This is a genomic window from Pedobacter segetis, assembly GCF_016623585.1.
GTDB classification, from domain to species: domain Bacteria; phylum Bacteroidota; class Bacteroidia; order Sphingobacteriales; family Sphingobacteriaceae; genus Pseudopedobacter; species Pseudopedobacter segetis.
This window is the reverse complement of sequence record NZ_JAEHFY010000012.1, coordinates 31,041-53,124: the sequence shown is the minus strand read 5'-3', so window position 1 is coordinate 53,124 and position 22,084 is coordinate 31,041. Positions and strand designations below refer to the sequence as shown.

Below are 22,084 nucleotides of genomic sequence, written 5' to 3'. Positions count from 1 at the left end.
ATAAACTTGTTTTGTTTGGTAGTGGTTCTGTTTTTATGCCTGCTGTTTTTGCAGTAAAGCGTATAATCCTAAAATAGGGCCAAGTGCTAAAAGCATATATAAATATTGAATATTAATTTGTAAACTAATGGTTTGAAGAAACTGAATACTGATAATCGTTATAGAAAAACCGATACAATTCACAATAGTTAAAGCCGTTCCCCTGTTTTGCTGAGGAGCATTTTGGGCAACTAACGTAGAAAATAATGGAGAATCTGCAACTACAACCATGCCCCAAAACAACATGAAAAGCATAAAAACAATTGGGCTTTGTTGCAAAAAAGCCGGAGATGTTAAACAGCAGACCGTAGAAAGTAAGAGACAAATAAAAGCAACCCTTTTTGCGCCATATTTTTGGGAAAGCAAGCCACTAAAAATACAAGCAAGGCAACCGATACCAATAATGAAAAAACTTAAAATTGCAATGTTTTGGATTTTTTGTAATGAATGGTTGTTAGTTAAAATAAAGGGAACAAATGCCCAAAAAGCATACAATTCCCACATGTGCCCAAAATAACCGAAGGCTGCACTCCTAAATTTTTTGGTTTTGAAACCTTCAAAAAAAGCATTCCATTTAAGTTTTGGGTTTGGTTTTCTAAACGGCCCATCTGGCAAAAAATAAATTAGGCTTCCGCCGATGACCGCTAAAAAAGAGGTGCCATAAATAACATTTTGCCACGGGAATTGAGTGGTAAAACTTTTTAAGAGATGGGGAAAAGCTGTTCCTAAAACCAAAGCGCCCACTAAAAAACCTAATGATTTCCCCAAACCTTTTTCTTCATAATCAGAAGCTATCTTCATGCCCACAGGATAAATACCTGCCAAAAAGAAACCGGTAAAAAACCTAAACGCTAGTAAATGAAATTCTGTAATCCCATTTATTGCCATCCCCAAATTAAAAATAGCAGCTATAAGTGCACTAAACGCAAATACTTTTGATGGGGAAAACCTATCGGAAATGCTTAAAAATGCAAATAGAAAAGTGCCAACGATAAAACCAAACTGTACCGAACTGGTTAAATTGGCCATAAACGAGGCTTGTAAATTTAGGCTTTTGATTAGATCTGATAGGATCGCATTACCTGCAAACCATAACGAGGTGCAAAAAAACTGGGCAACAACAATTGTTAAAAGTGATTTTTTCAAGAGAAACTTTTTACGATCCTTTTAATCTGCCGCTCATGATGTTGGGTATGGATAACCATAAACCTTAACCACGATTTTGCATCTAAATAACCCAATCTTGGGTGTTTCATTTTATAATTAGAATCAAAATTTTTAAAACCGACAGGCATTTCTGTGATTCTTTTTTTAATCTTTACCATTTGGTTTCTTGCCTCTTCTGTACTTATTTTCTTTACTAAATCTGCAATAACCTTAGGTGCCTTCAATTTACCGGGAGGGAATTTACCGAGAAACAAAATCAGCCGTACCCTCCAATCTGGTTTTTTGGTCTTGATCTCGGCTGTTTTGTTCAAGCATTTTTCTAAGGCTATAAAAGACAAAAGATTTGCGCTTAAGATATGGGAATAAACCTCAGAGTAAGACCATCCACCAATGGGCGGAGTGGTTAAAAAAACATCTTCGTTAAGGGTTTTCAAAAACTCTTCATAAAATTTTAAAGACTTTAATAAGGCTTCTTTATCTGATTTTACACTCATAAAATTGTTAATAGTTCATGCAAGTGGTTAATATGCCTTTTAACATCTGTTGGTGGTTGTATAAAGTTAGGATTAAAATAAATAGCATCCATACCAAAATTTATTGCGCCCCTAATATCTGCCTCTATACTATCCCCTATCATTAAACTTTCATTTGCCATGGCTCCCGCTTTATCCGTTGCGTATTGGAATATTGCCTTATCGGGTTTGTTAACACCAACTACCTCAGAAATAACGATGTTCTTAAAGTACGGGCCAAGGTTGGTATTCTTGATCTTATATTCTGTTGATTCTTTAAAACCATTAGAAATCAAATGTAAATGATATTTATCTTGGAGGTAGCTTAACGTTTCATGCGTTTGAGGGAAAAGGTTTGTTTTTGTAGGGCAAATACTCAGGTAATCATCCTCAAATTTGTGCGGGATCAAATCGGGCGAAAGCCCAAGATCTAAAAAAGTTTTTCTGAAACGGGTTTCCCTTAAGGTTTCTTTGGTAATTTTGCCCAAATGGTAATCTGCCCAAAGCTGATGGTTGTTTGCGGTGTAGGTTTCTATAAATAAATCGCAAGAATTTAAGCCTAGATCGCTAAGTTTATAAGTTAAATATAGTTCATTCAAAGTTTCTTCGGCATTTTTATCAAAGTCCCAAAGGGTATGATCTAAATCGAAAAAAATATGCTGGTAGGTTTTCAAAATATTGATTTAAAATGTGAAGCTAATGATTTAATTTCTATTGAATAAGCAGTTAGTTCATAAAAGAGTTTTAAATAATGCCTTATAAAACTTAAATTTTTAAATTGCAATTTCAAAAACCAATAAAAACTTAATGAAAAAAGTGTTATGTTTTGGCGAATTATTGTTAAGGATTTCTCCTTCGCCTGTTAATGATGCCGAAAAAAATCCTTTTACACTTTATATGGGTGGTGCCGAAGCCAATGCAGCAACTGCTTTAGCCGGCTGGAATGTGCCAGTAAAATATTGTACGGTTTTGCCAGATAATTTTATGGCTCGCCATGTAATAGATTATTTAGATTTTCATGGGATTTTTACTTCTTCCATTTTATTTGGTGGAGACCGCATTGGGGTATATTATTTGGAACGTGGCGCTGATTTAAAAGGAAGCATGGTTTATGATCGGGCACATTCTTCTTTTGCCGAATTGAGAAGAGGAATGATTGATTGGGACAAAGTTTTAAGAGATGTTTCTTGGTTCAATTTCACGGCAATTAGCCCCGCGTTAAATGAACGCGTTGCCGATGTTTGTTTAGAAGCTTTAGAAGCTGCATCAAAAAAAGGGATTGTTATTTCTTGCGATCTAAATTATAGATCTAGATTGTGGAAGTATGGTAAAGAACCTATTGAGGTGATGCCAAAATTAATAGAATATTGTGATGTGGTAATGGGTAATATTTGGAGTGCAAATAGCCTCTTAGGCACTTCAATAGATGAAAAAATACATCAAAAAGGCAAAAGAAGCGATTATTTAGCCCATGCAGAAAGAACCGCAAAAGAGATTATTGATAAATTTGTAAAAGTGAAAAGTGTTGCGAATACTTTTAGATTTGATAGTGATGCTAATGAGCTTAAATATTATACAAGTTTGTTTACCGATGGAAAATCATTTCATTCTACCGAGCATAATTGTGAAGGTGTAGTGGATAGATCTGGAAGTGGCGATTGCTTTATGGCAGGTTTAATTTATGGTTTTTATAATCACCACCAACCTCAAGAAATTATCGATTACGCTACCACGGCTGCTTTTGGCAAACTACAAGAGCATGGCGATGCTACCGGGCAAGATATCCTTACGGTTAAAAAGAAAACCTTAGAAAATTAATTTGTAGATTTTTGGCAGAATGATTGTTTAAACATCAATAAAAAAATTATGAAGAATTTAAAGATCAACGAAGGGCAAGCTAACGAAATAAATATAGCCTATCATGATTTAGGGGAAGGCAAACCTTTGATTTTAATCCATGGCTGGCCATCTACAAGTGCCATGTTCGAGTCGCAATTAACAGAATTGCCCAAAAAAGGCATTAGGTGCATTGCTTATGATAGGCGTGGTTTTGGGAAATCTGACCAACCTTTTAGCGGTTATGATTATGATACTTTAGCAAGTGATCTAGATCAAATCATCAAAAAACTAGATTTAAAAGATGTTACGCTTTTAGGTTTTTCTATGGGTGGCGGCGAAGTAGTGCGTTATCTTTCTAAGTTTAATACAGAAGGCAGGGTTACAAAAGCGATTTTAGCAAGTTCTATTATTCCTTTTATCAAAAAAACAGAGGATAACCCTAAAGGCGTCCCGATTGAAATGATCGATGGATTTGCAGATAATATCAAGGCAGACCGTCCCGCTTTTATGGCTAGTTTTTTAAAGAATTTCTTTGGCGATAAATTGATTGCTTCGCCAGTTAGCAAAGAGTTTTTAGATTGGAACGTAAATTTATGTATGCAAGCTTCGCCTATCGCAACTTTAGAATGTATGTATGCTTGGGCAGAAACAGACTTTAGGGAAGAAGCCAGAAAAATTGCCATACCAACTTTAATTATCCATGGCGATGCCGATACAAATGTACCATTAGAACTAGCGGGCAAGCAAGCGAGCGAGATTATCCCAAATAATAAATTTCTGATTTATAAAGGGCAGCCACACGGTTTGGTTTACACCGATAAAGACCAATTTAACAAAGACGTTGTAACGTTTATAGGTTAATTGATACTATTATAATAAAAAAAGCTGTCTCATGTAGTATTGTCATTCCGAATTTATTTCGGAATCTTATCAAATAAGTTCTCATATAGTCTAGCAACTTGCAAATGAGATGCTGAAATAAATTCAGCATGACAAATCTTTCTTATCAAATAAGTTCTAATATAGTGTAACAACTTGCAAATGAGATGCTGAAATAAATTCAGCATGACAAATCTTTTATATTGAGATAGCTTCTTATTTATTAAATTTTTTTATGAGCAAGCTTGCTAATTTTAATATCATCAAAATAAATTCTCATTTAGTTTCTAACAGAAAGTGAGATAATGACTCCTTCATATGGCAGAAAGCATCACAATAGGCTACTCTTCCATGTTGTGGTACACCGCTTGTACATCTTCATCTTCTTCTAATTTATCAAGTAATTTAGTAACATCTATCGCTTGTTCTTCTGTAACTTGAGAATATGATAGAGGAATACGTTCTAATTTAGCAGATTTCACTTCAATTCCCCTCTCTTCCAAGGCTTTTTGCATATTCCCGAAATCTTCAAAAGTAGCATGCACAACTGCAACATCATTTCCGTCTTCATCAGCCTCAACAAATATTTCTTCTAAACCAAAATCGATCAGTTCTAATTCCAATTCTTCAATGTCCATTTCTCCCGGATCAAAAGTAAAAGTAGAGACCCTTTTAAAAATGAAATCTAAGGACCCTGTTTTACCCAAAGAGCCATTGGTTTTGGTAAAATAACTTCTTACGTTAGCTACCGTTCTGTTGGTATTATCCGTTGCGGTTTCTACCAAAATGGCAACACCATGAGGAGCGTAACCTTCATAAACAAACTCTTCATAGCCGGCCATATCCTTGTCTGATGCTCTTTTTATAGCTGCATCAACACGATCCTTAGGCATATTAACCGCCTTGGCATTTTGTATGGCTGTTCTTAATTTAGAGTTGGTTTCTGGATGTGGCCCTCCTTCTTTTACCGCTATGGCGATGTCTTTGCCGATACGTGTAAATTGGACCGCCATTTTGGTCCATCGTTTAAATTTTCTTTCTTTGCGGAATTCAAATGCTCTTCCCATTCAATTAGTTCGTTAGTTTTTAGTTCATTAGTATTTTAGTATCGAGTAGTAAGTACTAAGTATCAAGATGATTTACAGATTTGATACTTATCATTTAGCTTGATAATTTTTTTTACTCGATTTATTATAATCCGTTTTACAAGATTCTTGCTACTTGATTCTCAAATCTTGATTCTTGTATCTCGATTCTTGCATCTTGTATCTTGTTTCTTGATACTAGATACTCATCCTTTCCTCAAATTTCTAAGCATTTCCAAAGTTAATTTTTCCAAGTCAAATTTTGGTTGCCATTGCCAGTCTTTTTTTGAAATCTCATCATTAATAGATTTTGGCCAACCATCAGCGATTTTTTGGCGAGGATCATTTTGGATATAATTCAATTGAAAATTAGGGATATGCTTTTTTATCTCTGATGCTAGATCCTCTGGGTTAAAACTTAGCCCACTAAAATTATAACTAGACCTAATGCTGATTTGTGTTGCTGGGGCATCCATCAATTCTATGGTTCCGCGGATGGCATCATCCATATACATCATCGGTAATTTGGTTTCTGCAGAAAGAAAAGAATTATAACTCCCTTTCTTTAAAGCTTCATGAAAAATGTGGATGGCATAATCTGTTGTTCCCCCGCCCGGCATGGCTTTCCAACTGATCAAACCCGGGTAACGGATGCTCCTTACGTCTAAACCATATTTTTGGAAATAATATTCGCACCAACGTTCGCCCGCCAGTTTACTAATGCCGTAAACCGTGTTTGGATCCATTGTACAATATTGTGGCGTGTTTTCTTTTGGCGAGTTAGGCCCAAAAACAGCGATTGAGCTTGGCCAGTAAACTCGCTTTGTACCAAAGTCTATGGCGAAATCCAGTACATTTAACAAACCGTTCATGTTTAGATCCCAAGCCAGTTTTGGGTTCTGTTCTCCGGTGGCAGAGAGCAGGGCCGCCAATAAATAAACTTGTGTGGGTTTATATTTAGTAAAAATTGCTTTTAGGTTCTCCTTATCTAAAACGCTCACGAACTCAAACGGCCCGGCATTTTTGGTATCATAATCTGGGCGACGGATATCGCAAGCTACTACTTGGTTTATGTGGTGTATCCTACGTAATTCTGTAACCAGTTCTGTGCCTATTTGCCCGTTAGAGCCTATCACTAAAATAATTTCCGCCATGTTTTTAATTGGGATTTAAACGGCAAAGGTAGGGAATTGAAGGGGAATGGGAAATAGTTTGCATTAGGGATTGAAGCGGATACCGGCCAAGAGCCTAATGCCTTGTGTGCGTATGAGCAAAAAGCCCGACTCCCGATTTTTCATCGGGAGGAATGCCCAAATAATTTATTCAAAACTTTTCAGATTCGTACCAAACCCTCATCCATCCGATTAAGGGAATTATCAAAGAAATAATGATCAAATATGTTTTTCTGCCTTTTGTAATCTTGCCTTCATTGCTAAGTTTGTTGATCATTTTAAAGGCAAAAACCATCAGAACCAAATTGAGCAATAAAACCGCTATAAAAACTAACTCTTTATCTGTCATATCAATTAAACTTACCTGCTAAAACAGCAGTATTCTTAAACTTTTTCACGTTTCCGTTTAAATCGAAGATCTCTGTGTAGATAATATAAATCCCAGTTTTTGCTTTTTGGCTGGTTTGATCTAAGCCGTCCCAAATCCACTGACCAGAAGTTGCCAATGTTTGGTTTTGGATCAACTTACGTATCAATACACCTTGATCATTATAGATCGTAACGTTTGCGGCATAATTTGGCTTTGAAAATTGATATAAAATTTGGAGCACATCTTGGTAGCCATCGTTATCTGGCGAAAAGGTTTTTGAAGCGAAAGAAATTTCTTCTACCGGGGTTACATCTTCTAAAAATTGCGAGTTTTTGTAGCCTGGGGTAGCATAACCTACAGATGCGGCTGCAGATCTAAAGTTACCTACAGCGTTTGTGGGTTGTGAAAAACTGCTTCGTTCTAAAGAAACGCCGTTCAAGTCTTTCAACAAAGCAAACTGCATATTTTTGTTGTAATCTAATTGGTCTAATTTAGAACTATCCTTGTTCAATAAAATCACACTGCCGCTCACATCAGAATAAGATGGTAAACTGCTCAATTTTATAAAATTGTTGTTTTGGGTTTGGTATTGTGCTTTAACCGTATCTGGATTGGTGGTAATAACCCAATAGGTTTTTGGCCGAAAAAGCAAAGTATTGCCGCTTACTATTTTTATGCTCACAACAGAATCTTTAACGGCATCTTTTGTGGCTATTTTTAAATCCTTAAAGTCTAATATCTTATCAGAATTATTGTAAACCTCTACAAAATCTACGCCGCCACTTTTGGGGTTATATAAAACTTCGTTGATCAAAACATCGCCTTTGGCAATTAAAGCAGGGTAAACCAATTCTAATGTTTGATTAGTTATTGTATTTACCCCACAATCTGAAACTCCGTTTACCGTAACCGTATAGGTTTGGTTTCTGTTTAATGCTTGTGCATAATCTAACTCTACGGTAGAAAATGAAGGCGAAAGAGGTATGGCCGTTTGTGGCTGCCCCACCCCATTATTGATCATATAATGCGAAGGTAATGTTGCCTGTAAGCTATCTAAACCCCTATTAAATGTGAGCAAAATGGTTTTATTATCTTTCACACTTGCAGACAGGAGCTGCAAGGGAGCAGTAGTTTGGTTGCTCAAATAAATAGAGTTTTGCCTACCGGGAGTTCCGCCGGTTGGATCTATACTTGCAGAATAATTTTGTGATGGCTTACAAGTAGAATTGGGATCTATGAGTTCTAATGTCCAACCGCCGTTTTTCTTTACAGCATCTTTGTAAAAAGTGTCAAAATAATTTACTTGAGAAAGTATGGTACCGTTTTGATTAGCCAAAGTAATTAGATCGCCGCTATTATTTAACGTTGGCCAAGGAGAAAGCCCAATCACTTTCCCAAATTTTTTAAACTCTAAGGTATCTGCTTTGGCACATATAATTAAATAAGAATTTGCTTTGATACTATCGTTACCAAAAGTTGCGATGGTGGTTGGGTCGCTGTACTTAAAACCTGCCAAACTAATATCTTCTGTGCTCCTGTTCCAAAGTTCTACAAACTCCATAGTTGGTAAATCTACCTGGGGGCTAGGATCTGCAAAAATCTCGTTGATTACAATATCATTGGGTTGTGCGGTATAAGGCTTATGATAAGCGAAACCTTTACTTTGAGGTGCGGCCGTATTTCCTTTAATATCTTTAACAGAACTAACTGTTACCGTGTAATTCCCGGTTGCTAGCTGATTGGCCAAGTTTAAAGTAGCCACAGCGCCATTTACCGTAACGCTGCTAGGTTGGATATTCCCAGGCGTAATGTTATAATGATTGGCGATTGCAGCGTCATTTGCATCAAGCGGTTCATTAAAATTTAAGGTAATATTTGTTCCGTTGGTGGTGTTGGCGGTGTTTAATACTGGTGGCGTAACATCTGGGATAATATCTTGAATCACGATATTATCAAAAAAATGTTTTTGTTGAAAAGATGCCGTGGATTGTTGGATAAAAAAACCAAAAGAACTTGTAGTAGTAAAGGTATTATCGATAACAGAGCCTTCGGATATAAAAGAATTTCCAGTACCCGTACTGTCTCTTTCTAACGTAAAGTTGCCGTTGCTTTCTCTGGTTATCTTAAATTTAAAAGGATTATTGGAAGAGCTGCTTACCGAGCCATCTCTCCCATCAATAATTTTCACACTTGTTCCCGTGTTCCCCGACCTTTTATACAAGGCAACCTCATCATTGGTATTCCCCATCCTTAAAAAGTAACCGTTAATGTTGGTGCTTTTTAAATCGGCAACGTTACTAATTAAGTAAACATCTACATAATTAGCTCCAGAGGTGGCAAATTGTAAATTCACATCAAATGCCCAAGTACAGTTTAAAGCTTTTGAGTTTGGCGTAGAAATATAAAAATTTGAGTTTAAAGTTGTTGAGTTTGATCGCAGCTGCCCGTTTACTACGGTAAAATTTGATACCGCATCTGCTTGCCAAGCGGGGTTTTGGGTAAAATCTCCATCAGAAAAGTTTTCATTAACTTGTGAAAATGCAACTTTTGAGGTAAACAGAATAAAAACTAGTAAAAACTTTCTCATATTTGCGCCTGTAAAAACACCCACAAGATATTAATAATAAATTATTTTAAATTAAAATTACATCATGAAAGTTGCAGTTGTAGGCGCAACCGGCCTAGTAGGTACGGTTATGTTAAAGGTTTTAGCAGAGCGCAATTTCCCAGTTACAGAATTAATTCCGGTTGCTTCGGCAAAAAGCAAGGGCAAGGAAATTGATTTTAAGGGAAAGAAATACAAAGTTGTAACTGTTGATGAAGCCATTGCCATGAAACCAGATGTGGCCTTGTTTTCTGCCGGAGGTTCGACTTCTACAGAGCAAGCCCCAAAATTTGCCGCCGTGGGAACTACCGTGATTGATAATTCTTCTGCTTGGAGAATGGACCCAACAAAAAAGTTGGTAGTGCCAGAAGTTAACGCCGATGTTTTAACTGCTGAAGATAAAATTATTGCCAACCCAAATTGCAGTACCATACAAATGGTGGTGGCCTTAAAGCCCCTTCATGACGAGTATAAAATCAAAAGGGTTGTAGTTTCTACTTATCAATCTGTTACCGGTACAGGCGTTAAAGCGGTTGATCAGTTAATGAACGAACGAAAAGGCATCAAAGGAGAAATGGCCTACGCCTATCCCATAGATCTAAACGTGATTCCTCAAATTGATGTTTTCCAAGCTAACGGATATACCAAAGAAGAGATGAAAATGATTTTGGAGACCAAGAAAATTATGGGCGATGAAAGCATCCGGGTAACCGCAACAACCGTAAGGATCCCAGTGATGGGCGGCCATTCTGAAGCGTTAAACATAGAGTTTGAAAAGGATTTTGATCTAGCAAAAGTGCGTGAGCTGCTAGCGGCAACTTCTGGAGTGATTGTGGTGGATGACCCTTCAAATGCAAAATACCCAATGCCGATGGATGCGCATGAAAAAGACGAAGTTTTTGTAGGCCGTATCCGCAGAGATGAATCGCAAGTCAATACTTTGAATATGTGGTGCGTTGCCGATAACTTGCGTAAAGGTGCCGCAACTAATGCGGTTCAAATTGCCGAGTATTTGTTAGAACAAAAGTTGATAGGATAATTTGTAAACATTAATAAAATGTAAAGCCTTCTGGGAAACCCGAAGGCTTTTTGCATGTTAAAATAGATGTCTTTATTTTTGTAAACAACGGTTTCCCCGAATTCTAAAGGAGTTTAATTTCTCTTATTGGTTGCCTATCGTTTTGTAAAAGCCTTAATGTTTTTTTTTTGGTTTTGGCACCTACCAAGCAAAACAAACCTTGATCTTTGTTTTTTCAAATAAATTAATTGCAAAACGCTATCGGTTCTTCAAGATGTTTTCAGATTTCACGATTACATTTATCGTAAACAAAAAAAATAGTTATGAAAAATTTGATTTTAATGCTCGCAGCTTCCGTAGCACTCAGCGTTACCGCCTGTGCACAAGTAAAAGTACCCGATGCCGTAAAAAGCAGTTTTAACAAAGAGTACCCCGGCACCAAAGTAAAATGGGAAAAAGAGGGCGCAAATTACGAAGCCGGTTTTGAACAGATGGGGCATGAAATGAGCGTAATCTATTCCTCTAATGGAACTTCTCTAGAAAAGGAAATGGAGATCAAAGTTTCTGAATTGCCAAAGGTGGTAACAGACAATGTGATGAAAATGCACAAAGGCGCAAAAATCAAAGAGGCTGCAAAAATTACCAAGGCCAATGGCGAGGTGCAGTATGAAGCAGAAGTGAACGGTAAAGATATGCTGTTTACAGAAGCCGGTAAGTTTATCAAAGAAGCAGCGGGCGATTAATATCGGTTTTGGTATTGATCTTGAAGGAAGGAATCTATAAATGGATTCCTTTTTTCATTTTAACCTACCGATAAAATGTAGCATAGCATAATATCCTTAGAGCTGAAGTGATATAACCGCTATCAAACAAATCATTAGAATTTATTAATAAAAATAGTTGAGAATTTACTTAGCTAAAGAACCCAAAATAAAATGAAAAAGATACTCAATAAAGTGCCTGAAGTTACCTTAGCTTTTTGGATCATAAAAATAATGGCTACCACAATTGGAGAAACTGCCGCAGATTTTCTCAATATCAACCTAAACCTGGGTTTGGTAAATACTTCTTATGTAATGGCGGCCTTGCTTATCATTGTGCTTTTTATACAGTTTAAGTATCAAAAATATGTCCCTTGGATCTATTGGCTGGTGGTTGTATTTATCAGTGTGATGGGAACCTTGATATCTGATAATTTGGTAGATAACCTTGGTGTAAGTTTAACAACTACAACTATTTGCTTTGGAAGCGGCCTTATCATCGTTTTTGTTGCATGGTATTTAAGTGAGAAGACTTTATCGGTGCATAAAATAAATACCGTTAAACGCGAGTTTTTTTATTGGGCGGCAATCCTGTTCACTTTTGCTTTGGGTACTTCTGGTGGCGATCTGCTCTCTGAAAGTTTAGGACTGGGTTATTTGTTAGCTGGCAGCATATTTATTGGCACCATAGCCTTAATCTATGCAGCCTATCGCTATTTAAACCTAAATGCCATACTCGCTTTTTGGTTGGCTTATATCTTAACCCGTCCGCTTGGTGCTTCAATTGGCGATTTATTGACACAGTCTAACAAAGATGGGGGTTTAGCTATCCCTACGGGCATAATAAATGCTATATTTTTAGCTTCTATATTAGGCTTGGTGGTTTACCTTTCTATATTAGAGAAGAGAAAATCGGCTAAAATATCTGCTACAGCTAGCTGATTTAAAGCAAGAATCTTAGGGATTTTATGTTTTTTGGATTAGCTTCAAATTAAGTATTTTGAAATAGGCACAACCGCCCATCAACCCAACATTAGGGTAAAAGCGGTTATGCTTTTGGATTGAATTTTAATAGAAGATAGTTTCTGTCATTAAGGCACAAAAGAATCACAATTCTAATATCAATCCTTCAATCTGTTAAAGATCATTGTTTTTGATATGAACTCAAAATGCCAGTAACCTTTTACTTCTAATTGTTTCTGATCGTTAAAATAAACTACAGAACTCCACTCTCTGCCGCTCAAAGGATCGTAGATGAGGCCGTCTTCCCATCTTTTAGAACTGCTTTTATAGGTAAGGTTTTTCAAAATATCCATACCTAACAGTTTACGCGATCTTAGGTTGGCATCTGGGTTGCGCCAATCTGTTCTGGTGGCCATTGGCTTGGCCGGGTTATCGGCATCGCTAAACCATATCACCTTTGCCCTAAACAGATTATTTTCTTTGTAAACATCAACAATAACGTTCTTTTTTACTGAAATCCATTTCCCTAAGATAAGGTTCTCTTGTAGAAGTGCGCTTTTAATCTCCGTACGCGGAAATAGCATTACAAAAGTTATTAATAATGTTTTAATGCCCATGGTTTTTGGTTTTGTTAATCGTAAAATAGACTACCTCGATCCGTATTAAAATAATCTCAACTGTGAGGAATGTATCATTTATATTCTTGATTGTTTCATTGACCTTGAACATACTTTTTTATTATATCTTCATTAGCATACTGCCCAACTGTGTTAATATAATTACCACTCGGCCAAAACTTATCTCCTCACAAAAACCTTTTCACTTCTGGATGTAAACTGAATACCTCTTTAGCTGTCAAACTCTTTAACGTGTTTACTATCTTTTTTGGAGAAATAATAGGCAACACTCTGAATCAAAAAATGAACATGGTCTTCATCATAGCCAATCTCTAAAAAATGAATCTCATATATTGATGATAATTGTATACAAACGGCCTTCAATGTTTCTGATACTTCTTCAATTAATACCTTCAGTCTATATTTTATCTGACAAAACAAATGCTACAAAAGCAAATTCTTATTATAGCTTTTATGAATATGTTTACCCATAAAAAAATCACATGTTTTCACTCAATACCCGACGTAAGCGTTAGAAAATTCTTTAGATTAAAAACAGCTTTTGTTAAATAACTACTAAGAGATTGCTGTATAATTAAAGAAGAAGTTTGGTTCCAGATTTTGATAAACACATCATGAACCACTTCTTCTGCCATCGTTTGATCGTGGATATATTTTAAAGAAAACATAAAGAGCCTTTTATACTCCCGCCGGTATAATTCATCAAATGCTTTTTGGTTCCCTGATACTATTTCATCAAGAATTTGCTGATCGGTTGGGTTAATCATCTTGAGGATAAGATTGAAATACTAATATGCGTAACCATGGCTCTGTTTAACTGTTATCCTATTCTTGTTAACTAATTTGGATTTTTTGCCTTTAAAGCTTAAAGTTTTATGCTCTGCAATGGCTGTTCATAAAATCTGTTCGTAATCAATTAATTTGATGCCTATAAACAAATCCAGAAGCATTATTAAAATATATAGTTACCTAAAAGATAAATGGTTTTTTAGATGCCTATTAGTGATGATCTTCCCGGTAAGATATCCCATAGCGATCGCAAGAGGGTAATCTCCGGCCCAATGTACCCCATTATTAAGCATAGCCAAACCCGTAAGCCCGATCAAAGAATAGCCTACGGGTTTTATCCATTTTTTTTCTGGATAATTTTCTGCTAATACGGTTACCGTGGCCATCATGGTTGTCAAATGCCCCGATGGGAAACTATCAAAGTTTGGTTTATCGTTTTGAAAAGCTTTAAAAGAAGGAAAAACAGACCAATAACCACCATCTACGGTAGAACTTGATGGGGTTTGCCTACCAGAAACCCTCTTTAAAATTTGAGTGGCTATGCCGGTGGCAAAAAAAGATTCTGTTAAATCACTGGCGGTTTGCAACGATCTGTTATCATGCTCAAATTTTCCGTAAATAAACAACCCTGCTGCAATATACATACTTGTACCGCCTTCGCCCAACTGGTAAAGCCCCGTATTTAAGTTTTTAGGTATTTTAACCAAACGGGTAGAACCTGCTTTCAATATATTGTTAAAGCCAACATCGGGTTTTAGTTCGATAAATCTACCAAAGTTTTGAGCCGCATCTAGAAGATGTTGATCTTGCCAGATTAGCAGACCCGTTGAGGCTGCAACCAAAGCCACACCCTTAAAATTGCTTTTTTGAAACGGCGATTTGGTAAGTTGCCATAAATCTACTGGGGTGTGCGTAATAAACCCAAACCTTTCTGGTTTTGGATATATTTGCTTTAAAGCTGTGGTATCTATTTTAGCTGTTGTAAAAGCGGTATCTAAAACTTGCCCCTTAGCTAAACCAACCATCAAAAACAAAAAGAAAAACAATGCTGTTGGTTTAAACATATAAAAAGGCCAATTCAAATTTATCTATTAGATCTACTCTTTAGCGTTTAAGAAGCCTGATCTGCCAAAACTAAGTTCTACAACAGCAAGCTAAAAGGGTTTTGGTTTAAAATGAAAACATGGCTTTTACCGCCTAACTCTCATTAAAATCATAAACTACGCATACAATACTGAAGAAATTTTGAACTTAGTTTTTGATGCCTTACCATAATATTTACAGAGCAGGTTTAAAAGAGAAATTGGCTGATGTTATTACTTTAAGCCTTTTAACACAGCCCGTATTTTATTTTTATGCTCGGCAATAAAAGTATATCCGATCATTTTACTTTTATCACTATTATAGATTTTTAAAATCTTATGATCTAATTCGATAGATTTTAATAAATCTTGTTGTTTTTTATCCAAAACAATGGCATATCCTTTTGAAGAACAGACGTTTAAAGAAATATTTTTATTGATTCCCTCTTTTATCGATTTATTTTTTGAATAAGAAAGAACCTCATCTTCAGCGGTTAAAAAGACCAGGTTTTTATCAGAACCACTTAGATTATCGAAAGTATTGATGGTGTACAGTTTCTCTTTTAAAGATTTATATTTAATAGAAAAATTTAATTTATTGATGATGATGAGCAAAGAATCTGTCTGCATAAAAACATCATCCAAATTTTGCGTTACCCTTACATAAACGCCGTTATTTTGTTTGGGCTTAGGGTCTAAATCTGGTAAAGAAGAAAAACCGACTTTGATCACATTGGGTTTTAAAGCCCTTAGCGAGATGATACCGTTTTCTGAAAAGATTTTTAAAGTTTGATTTTCTAACTTTTTATGATCGTAAACTTTTAACTGAAAGTGTTTTTGGGCTTTTGCCGATAGTGATATGATTAAGATAAAAACTAAAAAAACATACCTCATCTTTACTCTTCATCTTTAAAAAGATAGCCAATGCCCCTAATGGTCTTTAAAAACTCGGGCCTATCTGCATTAGATTCTATCTTTTTTCTTAATCTAACAATGTGCATATCTAAAGTACGGGTGTTTACATCAGAATTATAGCCCCAAACTTCCATCATCAAATCATCACGGCTCACCACTTTGTTCTTATTCTCTAAGAAATACAGTAAAATGCGGTTTTCTAAAATGGTTAGCTCTATTTTTTTGCCCTCCTTAATTAAAGAATGTATGTTAGGATGATGCTCCATATCTCCAAACTTACTATGATCTGGCTTATCATTTACCAAATATTTAACCTTGCTATCTAGCATGGCTACTAAAACATCCATATTAAAAGGTTTGGTCACATAATCAGAAACGCCAAAATTATAGGCATCAATCTTATCCAAATCTTGTGATTTTGCGGTCATCATGATAATGATATTCTCAAAACCTTTTTTTCGCAGTTCGCTGCAAACCTCAGAGCCTTCTTTGCCGGGCATCATCCAATCTAATAAAACAATATTAGGCTGTTCTTCTAAGATCAATTTAATGGCCATGTTGCCATCACTGGCCTCAACAATTTTATAACCTTCTTTTTCTAACCTATTGCTTACCAAAAACCTTAGGTTTTCGTCGTCTTCTACGATGGCGATTTTTATTTCTTTTTGCATATTATTTCTCATAAGGTAAGGTAACTTCAAATTCTGATCCTTTACCAATTTTGCTTTTAACGGTAATTTTTCCGTTCATAAAATTAACTAATTCTTTGCAGAAAGCTAAGCCCAAACCAACGCTACCCTGTTGGTTATATTTATTCTGTATCCTATAAAATTTCTTAAAAATATGGTTCAATTCTTTGGCTTCTATGCCAATTCCCCTGTCTTTAAAAGAAAACACAATATCTTTCTTTTCTTTGTAGATGCAAATCTTTAAATCTTTTTGCCCTTCATTGGCATATTTGTAGGCGTTCTCTATCAGGTTATGAAAAATGCTATTGAGTAAAACCGGGTCTGTAGAAAAAGTTTTGAGCTTTTTGATTTCTAGGTGTATTTCATAATCTGGGTATTTTAGCTGGAAAGCATCTATCGCATTTTGCGCAAAAACTTCTAAATTAATTTCTTGATAATTTATTTTTATGGCTTTGTTTTCTATCTGTGTAAAAGATAAAAGCTTGTTCATCAAATCGTTAAGTTTATCTGCCTCTTCATCTAATATTTTACCGTAATGGTTTCTTTCTTTATCTGATAATTCTTTAGAGTTTTTAATATTGTTACCCGCTATCTTGATTACCGAAACCGGGGTTTTAAACTCGTGTGTTAAATTGTTTATAAAATCATACTGCAAACTAAATAGCTTTTGGTTGATGTTAAGGTTCCTATAAATTAAAAATGTGATGAACGCCAATATCAAATAAACCATAAAAACCGCCACCCCTATCGGATAAAAACGATGGTTTACCTCTTTTCCCAGAAAACCCGGCTCACTACCAAAATACATCTTATAATCAGAAAAAGCGCCGGGTAAGGCTATATCAGTTGTGATCAAATTGGGTTTTTCTAAAATTGGATCGTAAGAAAGAGGCTTTATGGTTATGAACTGGTAAAGCTCTGGATGGTTATTTATGATCTTCAGTTTCTGCGGATTAAGCTCAAAAGAGAATACATCTTGCTCATAAAAAGGAGAAGGAGGCAGTTTTTTAAACATCAGATCTTGGTATATTTTTATGTCGTCCCTCCTTGGGATATTCATGTAGCTGATTTTATTATTAACGATGCTGTAAAACACCCTAAAGATCTGCTCACTGCTTAAAGCTTTGGTGGTATCTGCCGTTTCTATATAGCTGGCCAGCTTTAAGCTTATTTTATTAAACTCGTCTCCGCTGCTTAAAGACAAAGTGCCGGGATGTTTCCCATCAAAAATGGTCTTGTCTTTCTGTTTGATGTTTGCCCCAAACTGGTATAGCTTTTTAATGCCAACAGAAAAGTTCCCTATCCGCAAACCATCCTCTATATGATGGTTACTTACCTGCGCATCGTAAAAGAGGATTTTCTCTACAAAAGGATAATTTTTTAAAACGGTATCGGCATATTTTTCTGCCGAGGTAGAATCCAAAAATCCTTGATAAAAAGAAATTTCTGGGATCTTATTTTGAAACAGCGTGTTGTAAGGGGCAATGGTTTTCTCTAGTACATCTATTTTAAGCGCAGAAAATTCATTCTCTATGTATTTTTTGGTCAGTTTATATCCCAAGATCAAGGCTAAAACCAGTGAAACAGAGATCAGTACCATAAAAGAAATGATCAGAGCGAAATTTTTTCGGTAGCTGTTGTTCTTCGCCTTCATCCGCTATTTGTCTGTGGCCAACTGTTTGCCAAAAAAATTGCCAAGTTGCTTGTAAAATGCCAATCTATTGTTCATGTCCCTAAAAACATGGTTTTCGTTTTCGTTAAGCATATAGCTCACGTTAATCTGTCTTTTCCTTAGTTCTTTAACAAACTGATTGGTTTCATTTACGTTTACACGGCTATCCCTTGCGCCTTGGGCAATAAATAATGGCAGCTTTATTTTATCTATTTGAAAAATTGGCGAAGAATACCTCAAATAATCGATGTCGCTTTCTGGGTTACCAACAATTTCGTTCATCATCTGCTGATAGGGTTTATAATAGGCCGGGAATCCCTTTAGATAGGTAAAGAGATTGATGTAGCCAGAGTATGATGCGGCACATTTATATAATTCTGGATAATAAATTGCTTGATTTAAGGCAGAAAACCCACCAAAACCATAACCATAAACCCCGATCTTGGCAGGGTCGGCAATGTTTTGGTTGATCAACCATTTAACGCCATCGGCAATATCATTCTGTACCAGCTTGCCCCATTGCTTATAACCAGCATTTCTAAAAGATTTGCCATAACCAACAGAACCACGGTAATTCATTTGTAAAACGGCAAAACCTCTATTTGCCAAAAACTGTACTTCGGCATTGTAGCCCCAAGTGTTTCTTAATGATGGCCCAGAGTGCGGAAAAACTATACAGGGCAGCTCGCTTTTCTTTTTTCCTTTTGGCAAGGTTAAATAACCATGTATGGTTAAGCCATCTTGGCTTTGGTAGCTTATGGGTTTCATTTCGCACATTTCCTCGGGTTTAATTTGAGGGTTTACGTCTCCTAATTTTTGTATCTTGTTGGTGTTAGATTGGTATAGATAATAAGAACCGGGGTTTTTATCGGTAAAGGTCCTTACGATAAACTTGTTTTCATATTGGTCTTTATCTACGATCTTAATTTCTTGGTTAGGTATCAAGGTGCGTATATCTTCATACATATCCTTGTACCTATCATCTAAAAAATGGATTTCCCTTTTATTTATTTCATAAGTTACATAGGCAAGTTTCTTTAGCGTTTTAGAGTAAACCACATCCATAATATCGGCATTGGGGTTCTCATAGATCACTTTTACCTCTTTGCCGGTTTTACAGTTAAAATCTACCAAAGCCAATTTATCCCTGTTTAGGTTTGATAAGGCATAAACATGATCTGGCTGATTGGTAAAACCGAAGGGAGATAAAGAACTTCTAAAGTTATTGGTAATTACGGGCTTAAATTTCTGGCTACTATTAGCTCTAAAATAAATGGTTTCATTAACGCCATCACTTCCAACGGCTAAATTAACATTGCCGTTATCATCAGATACCCACTGCACAATGTTGCCTGGGTTTTTAATAAAAAGCGTTCTCTTACCCGTGTTGATATCCAGTTTATAAACATCAAAATACTCGGCAACACGATCATTAACAGCAACTAAAATGGTATTATTATCGTTTTTTATTTGGTCTATAACCTCTACTTTGCTTTTTGGCGGTGTTTTTATCAAAAGATTATCGCTGCCGTCTTTGTTTATAGTATAAGCTTGGTAATTATCCAAACTATCCTTCTCTTGCATATAGAAAAGCTTATCGTTACCCGCCCAAAAATAATATTTAACAGATTGCCCGCTCAATTTAGTAACCTGCGCAATTTTATCATCGCTTAAAGACCTAACATAAATATTTAGGTTCCCATTATTAGGTTTCAAGAAAGATAAAAACTTACCATCTGGCGAAATTTGATAAGAAGATTGATCTGGGTCTTTAAAAAAGGTCTCTGTAGAAAGCTGTTCTGCTTTTTTGGATTTTATGCACCCCGTAACACATGCGATTAAGCAAACCGTAAAAAAATATTTTTTGCAAAATTCCAACATTGGTTTAATTTATTTCAATATTTGATAGCCAAAAAGATGATGGCCAAAATATTGTTCCAAAATAACTAATTCTAACCCATCAAGGATAAATTATATGGTAACATTTAAAATACAACTTTAATCCTAACGTATTTAATATAAATCGGGCTTAGTCTCTTTTAAATTTATAATCCTATCATTCATGATAAAAAGGTTGCTGTTATCGTTCATTATTGCTTTTACCATCTTATTTAAGCCCGTAATGGCCCAGATAAGCAATCAAGATGCTTTAGCAAACCAATTCTATAATAACGGTGATTATGCCAAGGCCTTAACTATCTACAAAAACCTTTATCAATCAAAGAATGGCTCCTCCATTTATTATCGCGAGTATTTGAACACACTTTTAAAACTTAAATTATACAACGATGCCGAAAAAATCATCCAAAAAGAAATAAAACAAAACCCCATAGCCCGTTTAGATCTTGGTGCGCTTTACCAAGAAAAAGGAGACCTGGCTTCTGCCGATAAAATTTATGATGGCGTTGTTAAAGAAATGCAGCCCGATCAGTTTGCCATAAACGATGTTGCCAATGCCTTCTACGGTACCGGTAATTTTGATTATGCCATAAAAACTTTAGTTGAGGGCCGCAGATTGTTAAAAGATAACGGTGCTTTCGCTTTTGAACTGATCAATCTGTATAGATACAAAAAGATGAAAGAAGAGTTGACGCAAGAAGTCTTAAACCTTGTGGATACCCAACCAGAAATGCTACCAATGGCAAAAGCAAGCCTTTCTAAGACTTATGAAAACAACGATGATTATAACATACTTAAAAGCCTTTTATTAAAAAAAATCCAAAAAAACCCGCAGAACACCAACTATATCAATTTATTGGCTTGGCAATATATGCAACAGCAACAATTTGATTTGGCTTTGATACAGTTGATCGCGTTAGACAAAAGAACAAATGGAAATGGTGGCCAATTATTCTCTTTTGCCGATCTATTGATAGAAAACAAAGCTTACGCTACCGCTAATAAAGTTTATGATTATTTGATCAGCAAAGGCCCAAATAGCACCTATTATATCGCATCAAGAGTGGCTATTTTACGTTGCAAAAACAAACAGATCTTAGAAGAGAAATATACCAAAGAAGATATTTTAGGCTTAGTTGCAGATTATGAAAAGTTACTTGCCGAGTTTGGTAGCAATGCGCAAACCATATTCGCTATCAGGCAATTGGCAAACCTAAAAGCATTTTATCTAAACCAATTAGATGATGCCCAGCAATTATTAGAGAATGCCATAAATTTCCCAAACAGCAGGCCAGAAACCGTTGCCCAAATAAAACTGGACCTAGCAGATATTTATATCTTAAATAACGAGCGGTGGGAAGCCGCCCTGTTGTACGGACAAGTAGAAAAATCTTTTACCAATGAAGAATTGGGGCAAGAGGCAAAATTTAAAAACGCCAAACTTTCGTTCTACAACGGAGATTTTACCTGGGCAAAGGCACAGTTAGATGTTCTAAAAGCATCAACATCCCAACTGATCGCAAACGATGCTTTAGATCTGAGTTTATTGATCCAAGATAACCTAGTTTTTGATACCACCGGAAACGCATTAAAACTATACGCCAAAGCAGATCTTTTGCAGTACAAAAATCTAAATGATCAATCTCTTACCACTTTAGATAGCATTGCCGTTCTTTATCCTCAAACAGATTTATTAGACGATATTTTGATGCTAAAGGCAAAGATCTACACCAAACAAAAAGATTTTACAAAAGCTGCCGATACCTATAAAAGTCTGATCTCTAATTATAATCAAAGTATTTGGGCAGATGATGCTTTATTTCAATTGGGTGTTTTAGAAAACGATAAGTTAAACGATAAAACAAATGCCCAAAAGCATTTTGATCAATTGATAAATGATTATCCGGGCAGTTTGTACACTATCGAAGCTAGAAAAAGATTTAGAATTTTGCGGGGCGATACGATTAATTAAAATCGCAAATGCTAACTT

The 22,084-nt window shown here is 35.8% G+C and carries 21 protein-coding genes; 6 read left to right on the top strand and 15 right to left on the bottom strand.

Features of this window, described 5'->3' with window-relative positions; all coding sequences use genetic code 11:
* Nucleotides 1-33: 33 nt before the first annotated feature.
* From I5M32_RS09570 to I5M32_RS09560, 3 genes are read right to left on the bottom strand one after another with little or no spacing between them, the layout of a single operon-like run.
* Nucleotides 34-1,185 (bottom strand): MFS transporter, encoded by a 1,152-nt coding sequence (locus I5M32_RS09570; RefSeq protein ID WP_200586015.1) that lies wholly within the window; start codon nt 1,183-1,185, stop codon nt 34-36.
* Nucleotides 1,182-1,700 carry a DinB family protein gene (locus I5M32_RS09565; RefSeq protein ID WP_200586014.1) on the bottom strand — a complete coding sequence of 173 codons (519 nt, stop codon included), beginning with the start codon at nt 1,698-1,700 and terminating at the stop codon, nt 1,182-1,184. Before I5M32_RS09565 ends, I5M32_RS09570 begins: the two co-directional genes overlap by 4 nt.
* Nucleotides 1,697-2,392, bottom strand: coding sequence for a YjjG family noncanonical pyrimidine nucleotidase (locus I5M32_RS09560; RefSeq protein WP_200586013.1), 696 nt, complete (start codon nt 2,390-2,392; stop codon nt 1,697-1,699). Before I5M32_RS09560 ends, I5M32_RS09565 begins: the two co-directional genes overlap by 4 nt.
* A 133-nt stretch (nt 2,393-2,525) precedes the next feature.
* On the opposite strand from I5M32_RS09560, the gene I5M32_RS09555 reads away from it, so the two are divergent.
* Complete coding sequence (locus I5M32_RS09555; protein ID WP_200586012.1) at nt 2,526-3,536, top strand: sugar kinase; 1,011 nt, start codon at nt 2,526-2,528, stop codon at nt 3,534-3,536.
* Between the two features lie 48 nt (nt 3,537-3,584).
* Nucleotides 3,585-4,418 (top strand): alpha/beta fold hydrolase, encoded by an 834-nt coding sequence (locus tag I5M32_RS09550; RefSeq protein WP_200586011.1) that lies wholly within the window; start codon nt 3,585-3,587, stop codon nt 4,416-4,418.
* Between the two features lie 359 nt (nt 4,419-4,777).
* Here I5M32_RS09550 and I5M32_RS09545 read toward each other — a convergent pair whose 3' ends face one another.
* The 4 genes from I5M32_RS09545 to I5M32_RS09530 form a co-directional block, all read right to left on the bottom strand.
* Nucleotides 4,778-5,503 (bottom strand): YebC/PmpR family DNA-binding transcriptional regulator, encoded by a 726-nt coding sequence (locus I5M32_RS09545; protein WP_200586010.1) that lies wholly within the window; start codon nt 5,501-5,503, stop codon nt 4,778-4,780.
* Nucleotides 5,504-5,727: 224 nt separating this feature from the next.
* Nucleotides 5,728-6,675 (bottom strand): NAD-dependent epimerase/dehydratase family protein, encoded by a 948-nt coding sequence (locus I5M32_RS09540; RefSeq protein WP_200586009.1) that lies wholly within the window; start codon nt 6,673-6,675, stop codon nt 5,728-5,730.
* Nucleotides 6,676-6,844: 169 nt separating this feature from the next.
* Nucleotides 6,845-7,042: a hypothetical protein gene (locus I5M32_RS09535; protein ID WP_200586008.1), complete on the bottom strand. Its 198-nt coding sequence runs from the start codon at nt 7,040-7,042 to the stop codon at nt 6,845-6,847.
* A 1-nt stretch (nt 7,043) separates the two neighbouring features.
* Nucleotides 7,044-9,650 carry a lamin tail domain-containing protein gene (locus I5M32_RS09530; RefSeq protein ID WP_200586007.1) on the bottom strand — a complete coding sequence of 869 codons (2,607 nt, stop codon included), beginning with the start codon at nt 9,648-9,650 and terminating at the stop codon, nt 7,044-7,046.
* Between the two features lie 64 nt (nt 9,651-9,714).
* Here I5M32_RS09530 and I5M32_RS09525 point away from each other — a divergent pair, with 64 nt between their 5' ends.
* The 3 genes from I5M32_RS09525 (at nt 9,715) to I5M32_RS09515 (ending at nt 12,389) form a co-directional block, all read left to right on the top strand.
* Nucleotides 9,715-10,707, top strand: a complete 993-nt coding sequence (locus I5M32_RS09525; RefSeq protein WP_200586006.1) for an aspartate-semialdehyde dehydrogenase — start codon at nt 9,715-9,717, stop codon at nt 10,705-10,707.
* Nucleotides 10,708-11,009: 302 nt separating this feature from the next.
* Nucleotides 11,010-11,429 carry a PepSY-like domain-containing protein gene (locus I5M32_RS09520; protein WP_200586005.1) on the top strand — a complete coding sequence of 140 codons (420 nt, stop codon included), beginning with the start codon at nt 11,010-11,012 and terminating at the stop codon, nt 11,427-11,429.
* 192 nt (nt 11,430-11,621) lie between these two features.
* Nucleotides 11,622-12,389: a COG4705 family protein gene (locus tag I5M32_RS09515; protein ID WP_200586004.1), complete on the top strand. Its 768-nt coding sequence runs from the start codon at nt 11,622-11,624 to the stop codon at nt 12,387-12,389.
* A 179-nt stretch (nt 12,390-12,568) separates the two neighbouring features.
* On the opposite strand, the gene I5M32_RS09510 is transcribed toward I5M32_RS09515, so the two are convergent.
* From I5M32_RS09510 to I5M32_RS09475, 8 genes are all read right to left on the bottom strand, one after another.
* Nucleotides 12,569-13,027 (bottom strand): DUF2147 domain-containing protein, encoded by a 459-nt coding sequence (locus tag I5M32_RS09510; RefSeq protein WP_200586003.1) that lies wholly within the window; start codon nt 13,025-13,027, stop codon nt 12,569-12,571.
* Between the two features lie 231 nt (nt 13,028-13,258).
* The gene (locus I5M32_RS17005; RefSeq protein WP_394370318.1) at nt 13,259-13,411 is read right to left on the bottom strand and encodes a hypothetical protein; all 153 of its coding nucleotides are present in this window, start codon (nt 13,409-13,411) and stop codon (nt 13,259-13,261) included.
* Nucleotides 13,412-13,536: 125 nt separating this feature from the next.
* Nucleotides 13,537-13,815, bottom strand: a complete 279-nt coding sequence (locus I5M32_RS09500) for an RNA polymerase sigma factor (protein ID WP_200586001.1) — start codon at nt 13,813-13,815, stop codon at nt 13,537-13,539.
* Between the two features lie 198 nt (nt 13,816-14,013).
* Nucleotides 14,014-14,901 carry a phosphatase PAP2 family protein gene (locus I5M32_RS09495; protein ID WP_200586000.1) on the bottom strand — a complete coding sequence of 296 codons (888 nt, stop codon included), beginning with the start codon at nt 14,899-14,901 and terminating at the stop codon, nt 14,014-14,016.
* Between the two features lie 252 nt (nt 14,902-15,153).
* Nucleotides 15,154-15,813: a hypothetical protein gene (locus tag I5M32_RS09490; protein WP_200585999.1), complete on the bottom strand. Its 660-nt coding sequence runs from the start codon at nt 15,811-15,813 to the stop codon at nt 15,154-15,156.
* 2 nt (nt 15,814-15,815) lie between these two features.
* Nucleotides 15,816-16,505 carry a response regulator transcription factor gene (locus tag I5M32_RS09485; RefSeq protein WP_200585998.1) on the bottom strand — a complete coding sequence of 230 codons (690 nt, stop codon included), beginning with the start codon at nt 16,503-16,505 and terminating at the stop codon, nt 15,816-15,818.
* A 1-nt stretch (nt 16,506) separates the two neighbouring features.
* Nucleotides 16,507-18,177 carry a sensor histidine kinase gene (locus I5M32_RS09480; RefSeq protein ID WP_200585997.1) on the bottom strand — a complete coding sequence of 557 codons (1,671 nt, stop codon included), beginning with the start codon at nt 18,175-18,177 and terminating at the stop codon, nt 16,507-16,509.
* A 3-nt stretch (nt 18,178-18,180) separates the two neighbouring features.
* Complete coding sequence (locus tag I5M32_RS09475; RefSeq protein WP_200585996.1) at nt 18,181-20,076, bottom strand: S9 family peptidase; 1,896 nt, start codon at nt 20,074-20,076, stop codon at nt 18,181-18,183.
* A 181-nt stretch (nt 20,077-20,257) separates the two neighbouring features.
* Between I5M32_RS09475 and I5M32_RS09470 the strand changes: the two genes are divergently transcribed.
* A complete protein-coding gene (locus tag I5M32_RS09470; RefSeq protein WP_200585995.1) occupies nt 20,258-22,066 on the top strand; it encodes a tetratricopeptide repeat protein in 1,809 nt (602 codons plus the stop codon).
* Nucleotides 22,067-22,084: the final 18 nt, after the last annotated feature.

Coding starts and splice junctions, on each gene's coding strand:
- I5M32_RS09480 (WP_200585997.1), bottom strand. CDS start 18,177: ATGAAGGCGAAGAACAACAGCTACCGAAAAAATTTCGCTCTGATCATT.
- I5M32_RS09500 (WP_200586001.1), bottom strand. CDS start 13,815: ATGATTAACCCAACCGATCAGCAAATTCTTGATGAAATAGTATCAGGG.
- I5M32_RS09485 (WP_200585998.1), bottom strand. CDS start 16,505: ATGCAAAAAGAAATAAAAATCGCCATCGTAGAAGACGACGAAAACCTA.
- I5M32_RS09520 (WP_200586005.1), top strand. CDS start 11,010: ATGAAAAATTTGATTTTAATGCTCGCAGCTTCCGTAGCACTCAGCGTT.
- I5M32_RS09550 (WP_200586011.1), top strand. CDS start 3,585: ATGAAGAATTTAAAGATCAACGAAGGGCAAGCTAACGAAATAAATATA.
- I5M32_RS09535 (WP_200586008.1), bottom strand. CDS start 7,042: ATGACAGATAAAGAGTTAGTTTTTATAGCGGTTTTATTGCTCAATTTG.
- I5M32_RS09565 (WP_200586014.1), bottom strand. CDS start 1,700: ATGAGTGTAAAATCAGATAAAGAAGCCTTATTAAAGTCTTTAAAATTT.
- I5M32_RS09495 (WP_200586000.1), bottom strand. CDS start 14,901: ATGTTTAAACCAACAGCATTGTTTTTCTTTTTGTTTTTGATGGTTGGT.
- I5M32_RS09530 (WP_200586007.1), bottom strand. CDS start 9,650: ATGAGAAAGTTTTTACTAGTTTTTATTCTGTTTACCTCAAAAGTTGCA.
- I5M32_RS09525 (WP_200586006.1), top strand. CDS start 9,715: ATGAAAGTTGCAGTTGTAGGCGCAACCGGCCTAGTAGGTACGGTTATG.
- I5M32_RS09540 (WP_200586009.1), bottom strand. CDS start 6,675: ATGGCGGAAATTATTTTAGTGATAGGCTCTAACGGGCAAATAGGCACA.
- I5M32_RS09475 (WP_200585996.1), bottom strand. CDS start 20,076: ATGTTGGAATTTTGCAAAAAATATTTTTTTACGGTTTGCTTAATCGCA.
- I5M32_RS09490 (WP_200585999.1), bottom strand. CDS start 15,813: ATGAGGTATGTTTTTTTAGTTTTTATCTTAATCATATCACTATCGGCA.
- I5M32_RS09510 (WP_200586003.1), bottom strand. CDS start 13,027: ATGGGCATTAAAACATTATTAATAACTTTTGTAATGCTATTTCCGCGT.
- I5M32_RS09470 (WP_200585995.1), top strand. CDS start 20,258: ATGATAAAAAGGTTGCTGTTATCGTTCATTATTGCTTTTACCATCTTA.
- I5M32_RS09555 (WP_200586012.1), top strand. CDS start 2,526: ATGAAAAAAGTGTTATGTTTTGGCGAATTATTGTTAAGGATTTCTCCT.
- I5M32_RS09545 (WP_200586010.1), bottom strand. CDS start 5,503: ATGGGAAGAGCATTTGAATTCCGCAAAGAAAGAAAATTTAAACGATGG.
- I5M32_RS09515 (WP_200586004.1), top strand. CDS start 11,622: ATGAAAAAGATACTCAATAAAGTGCCTGAAGTTACCTTAGCTTTTTGG.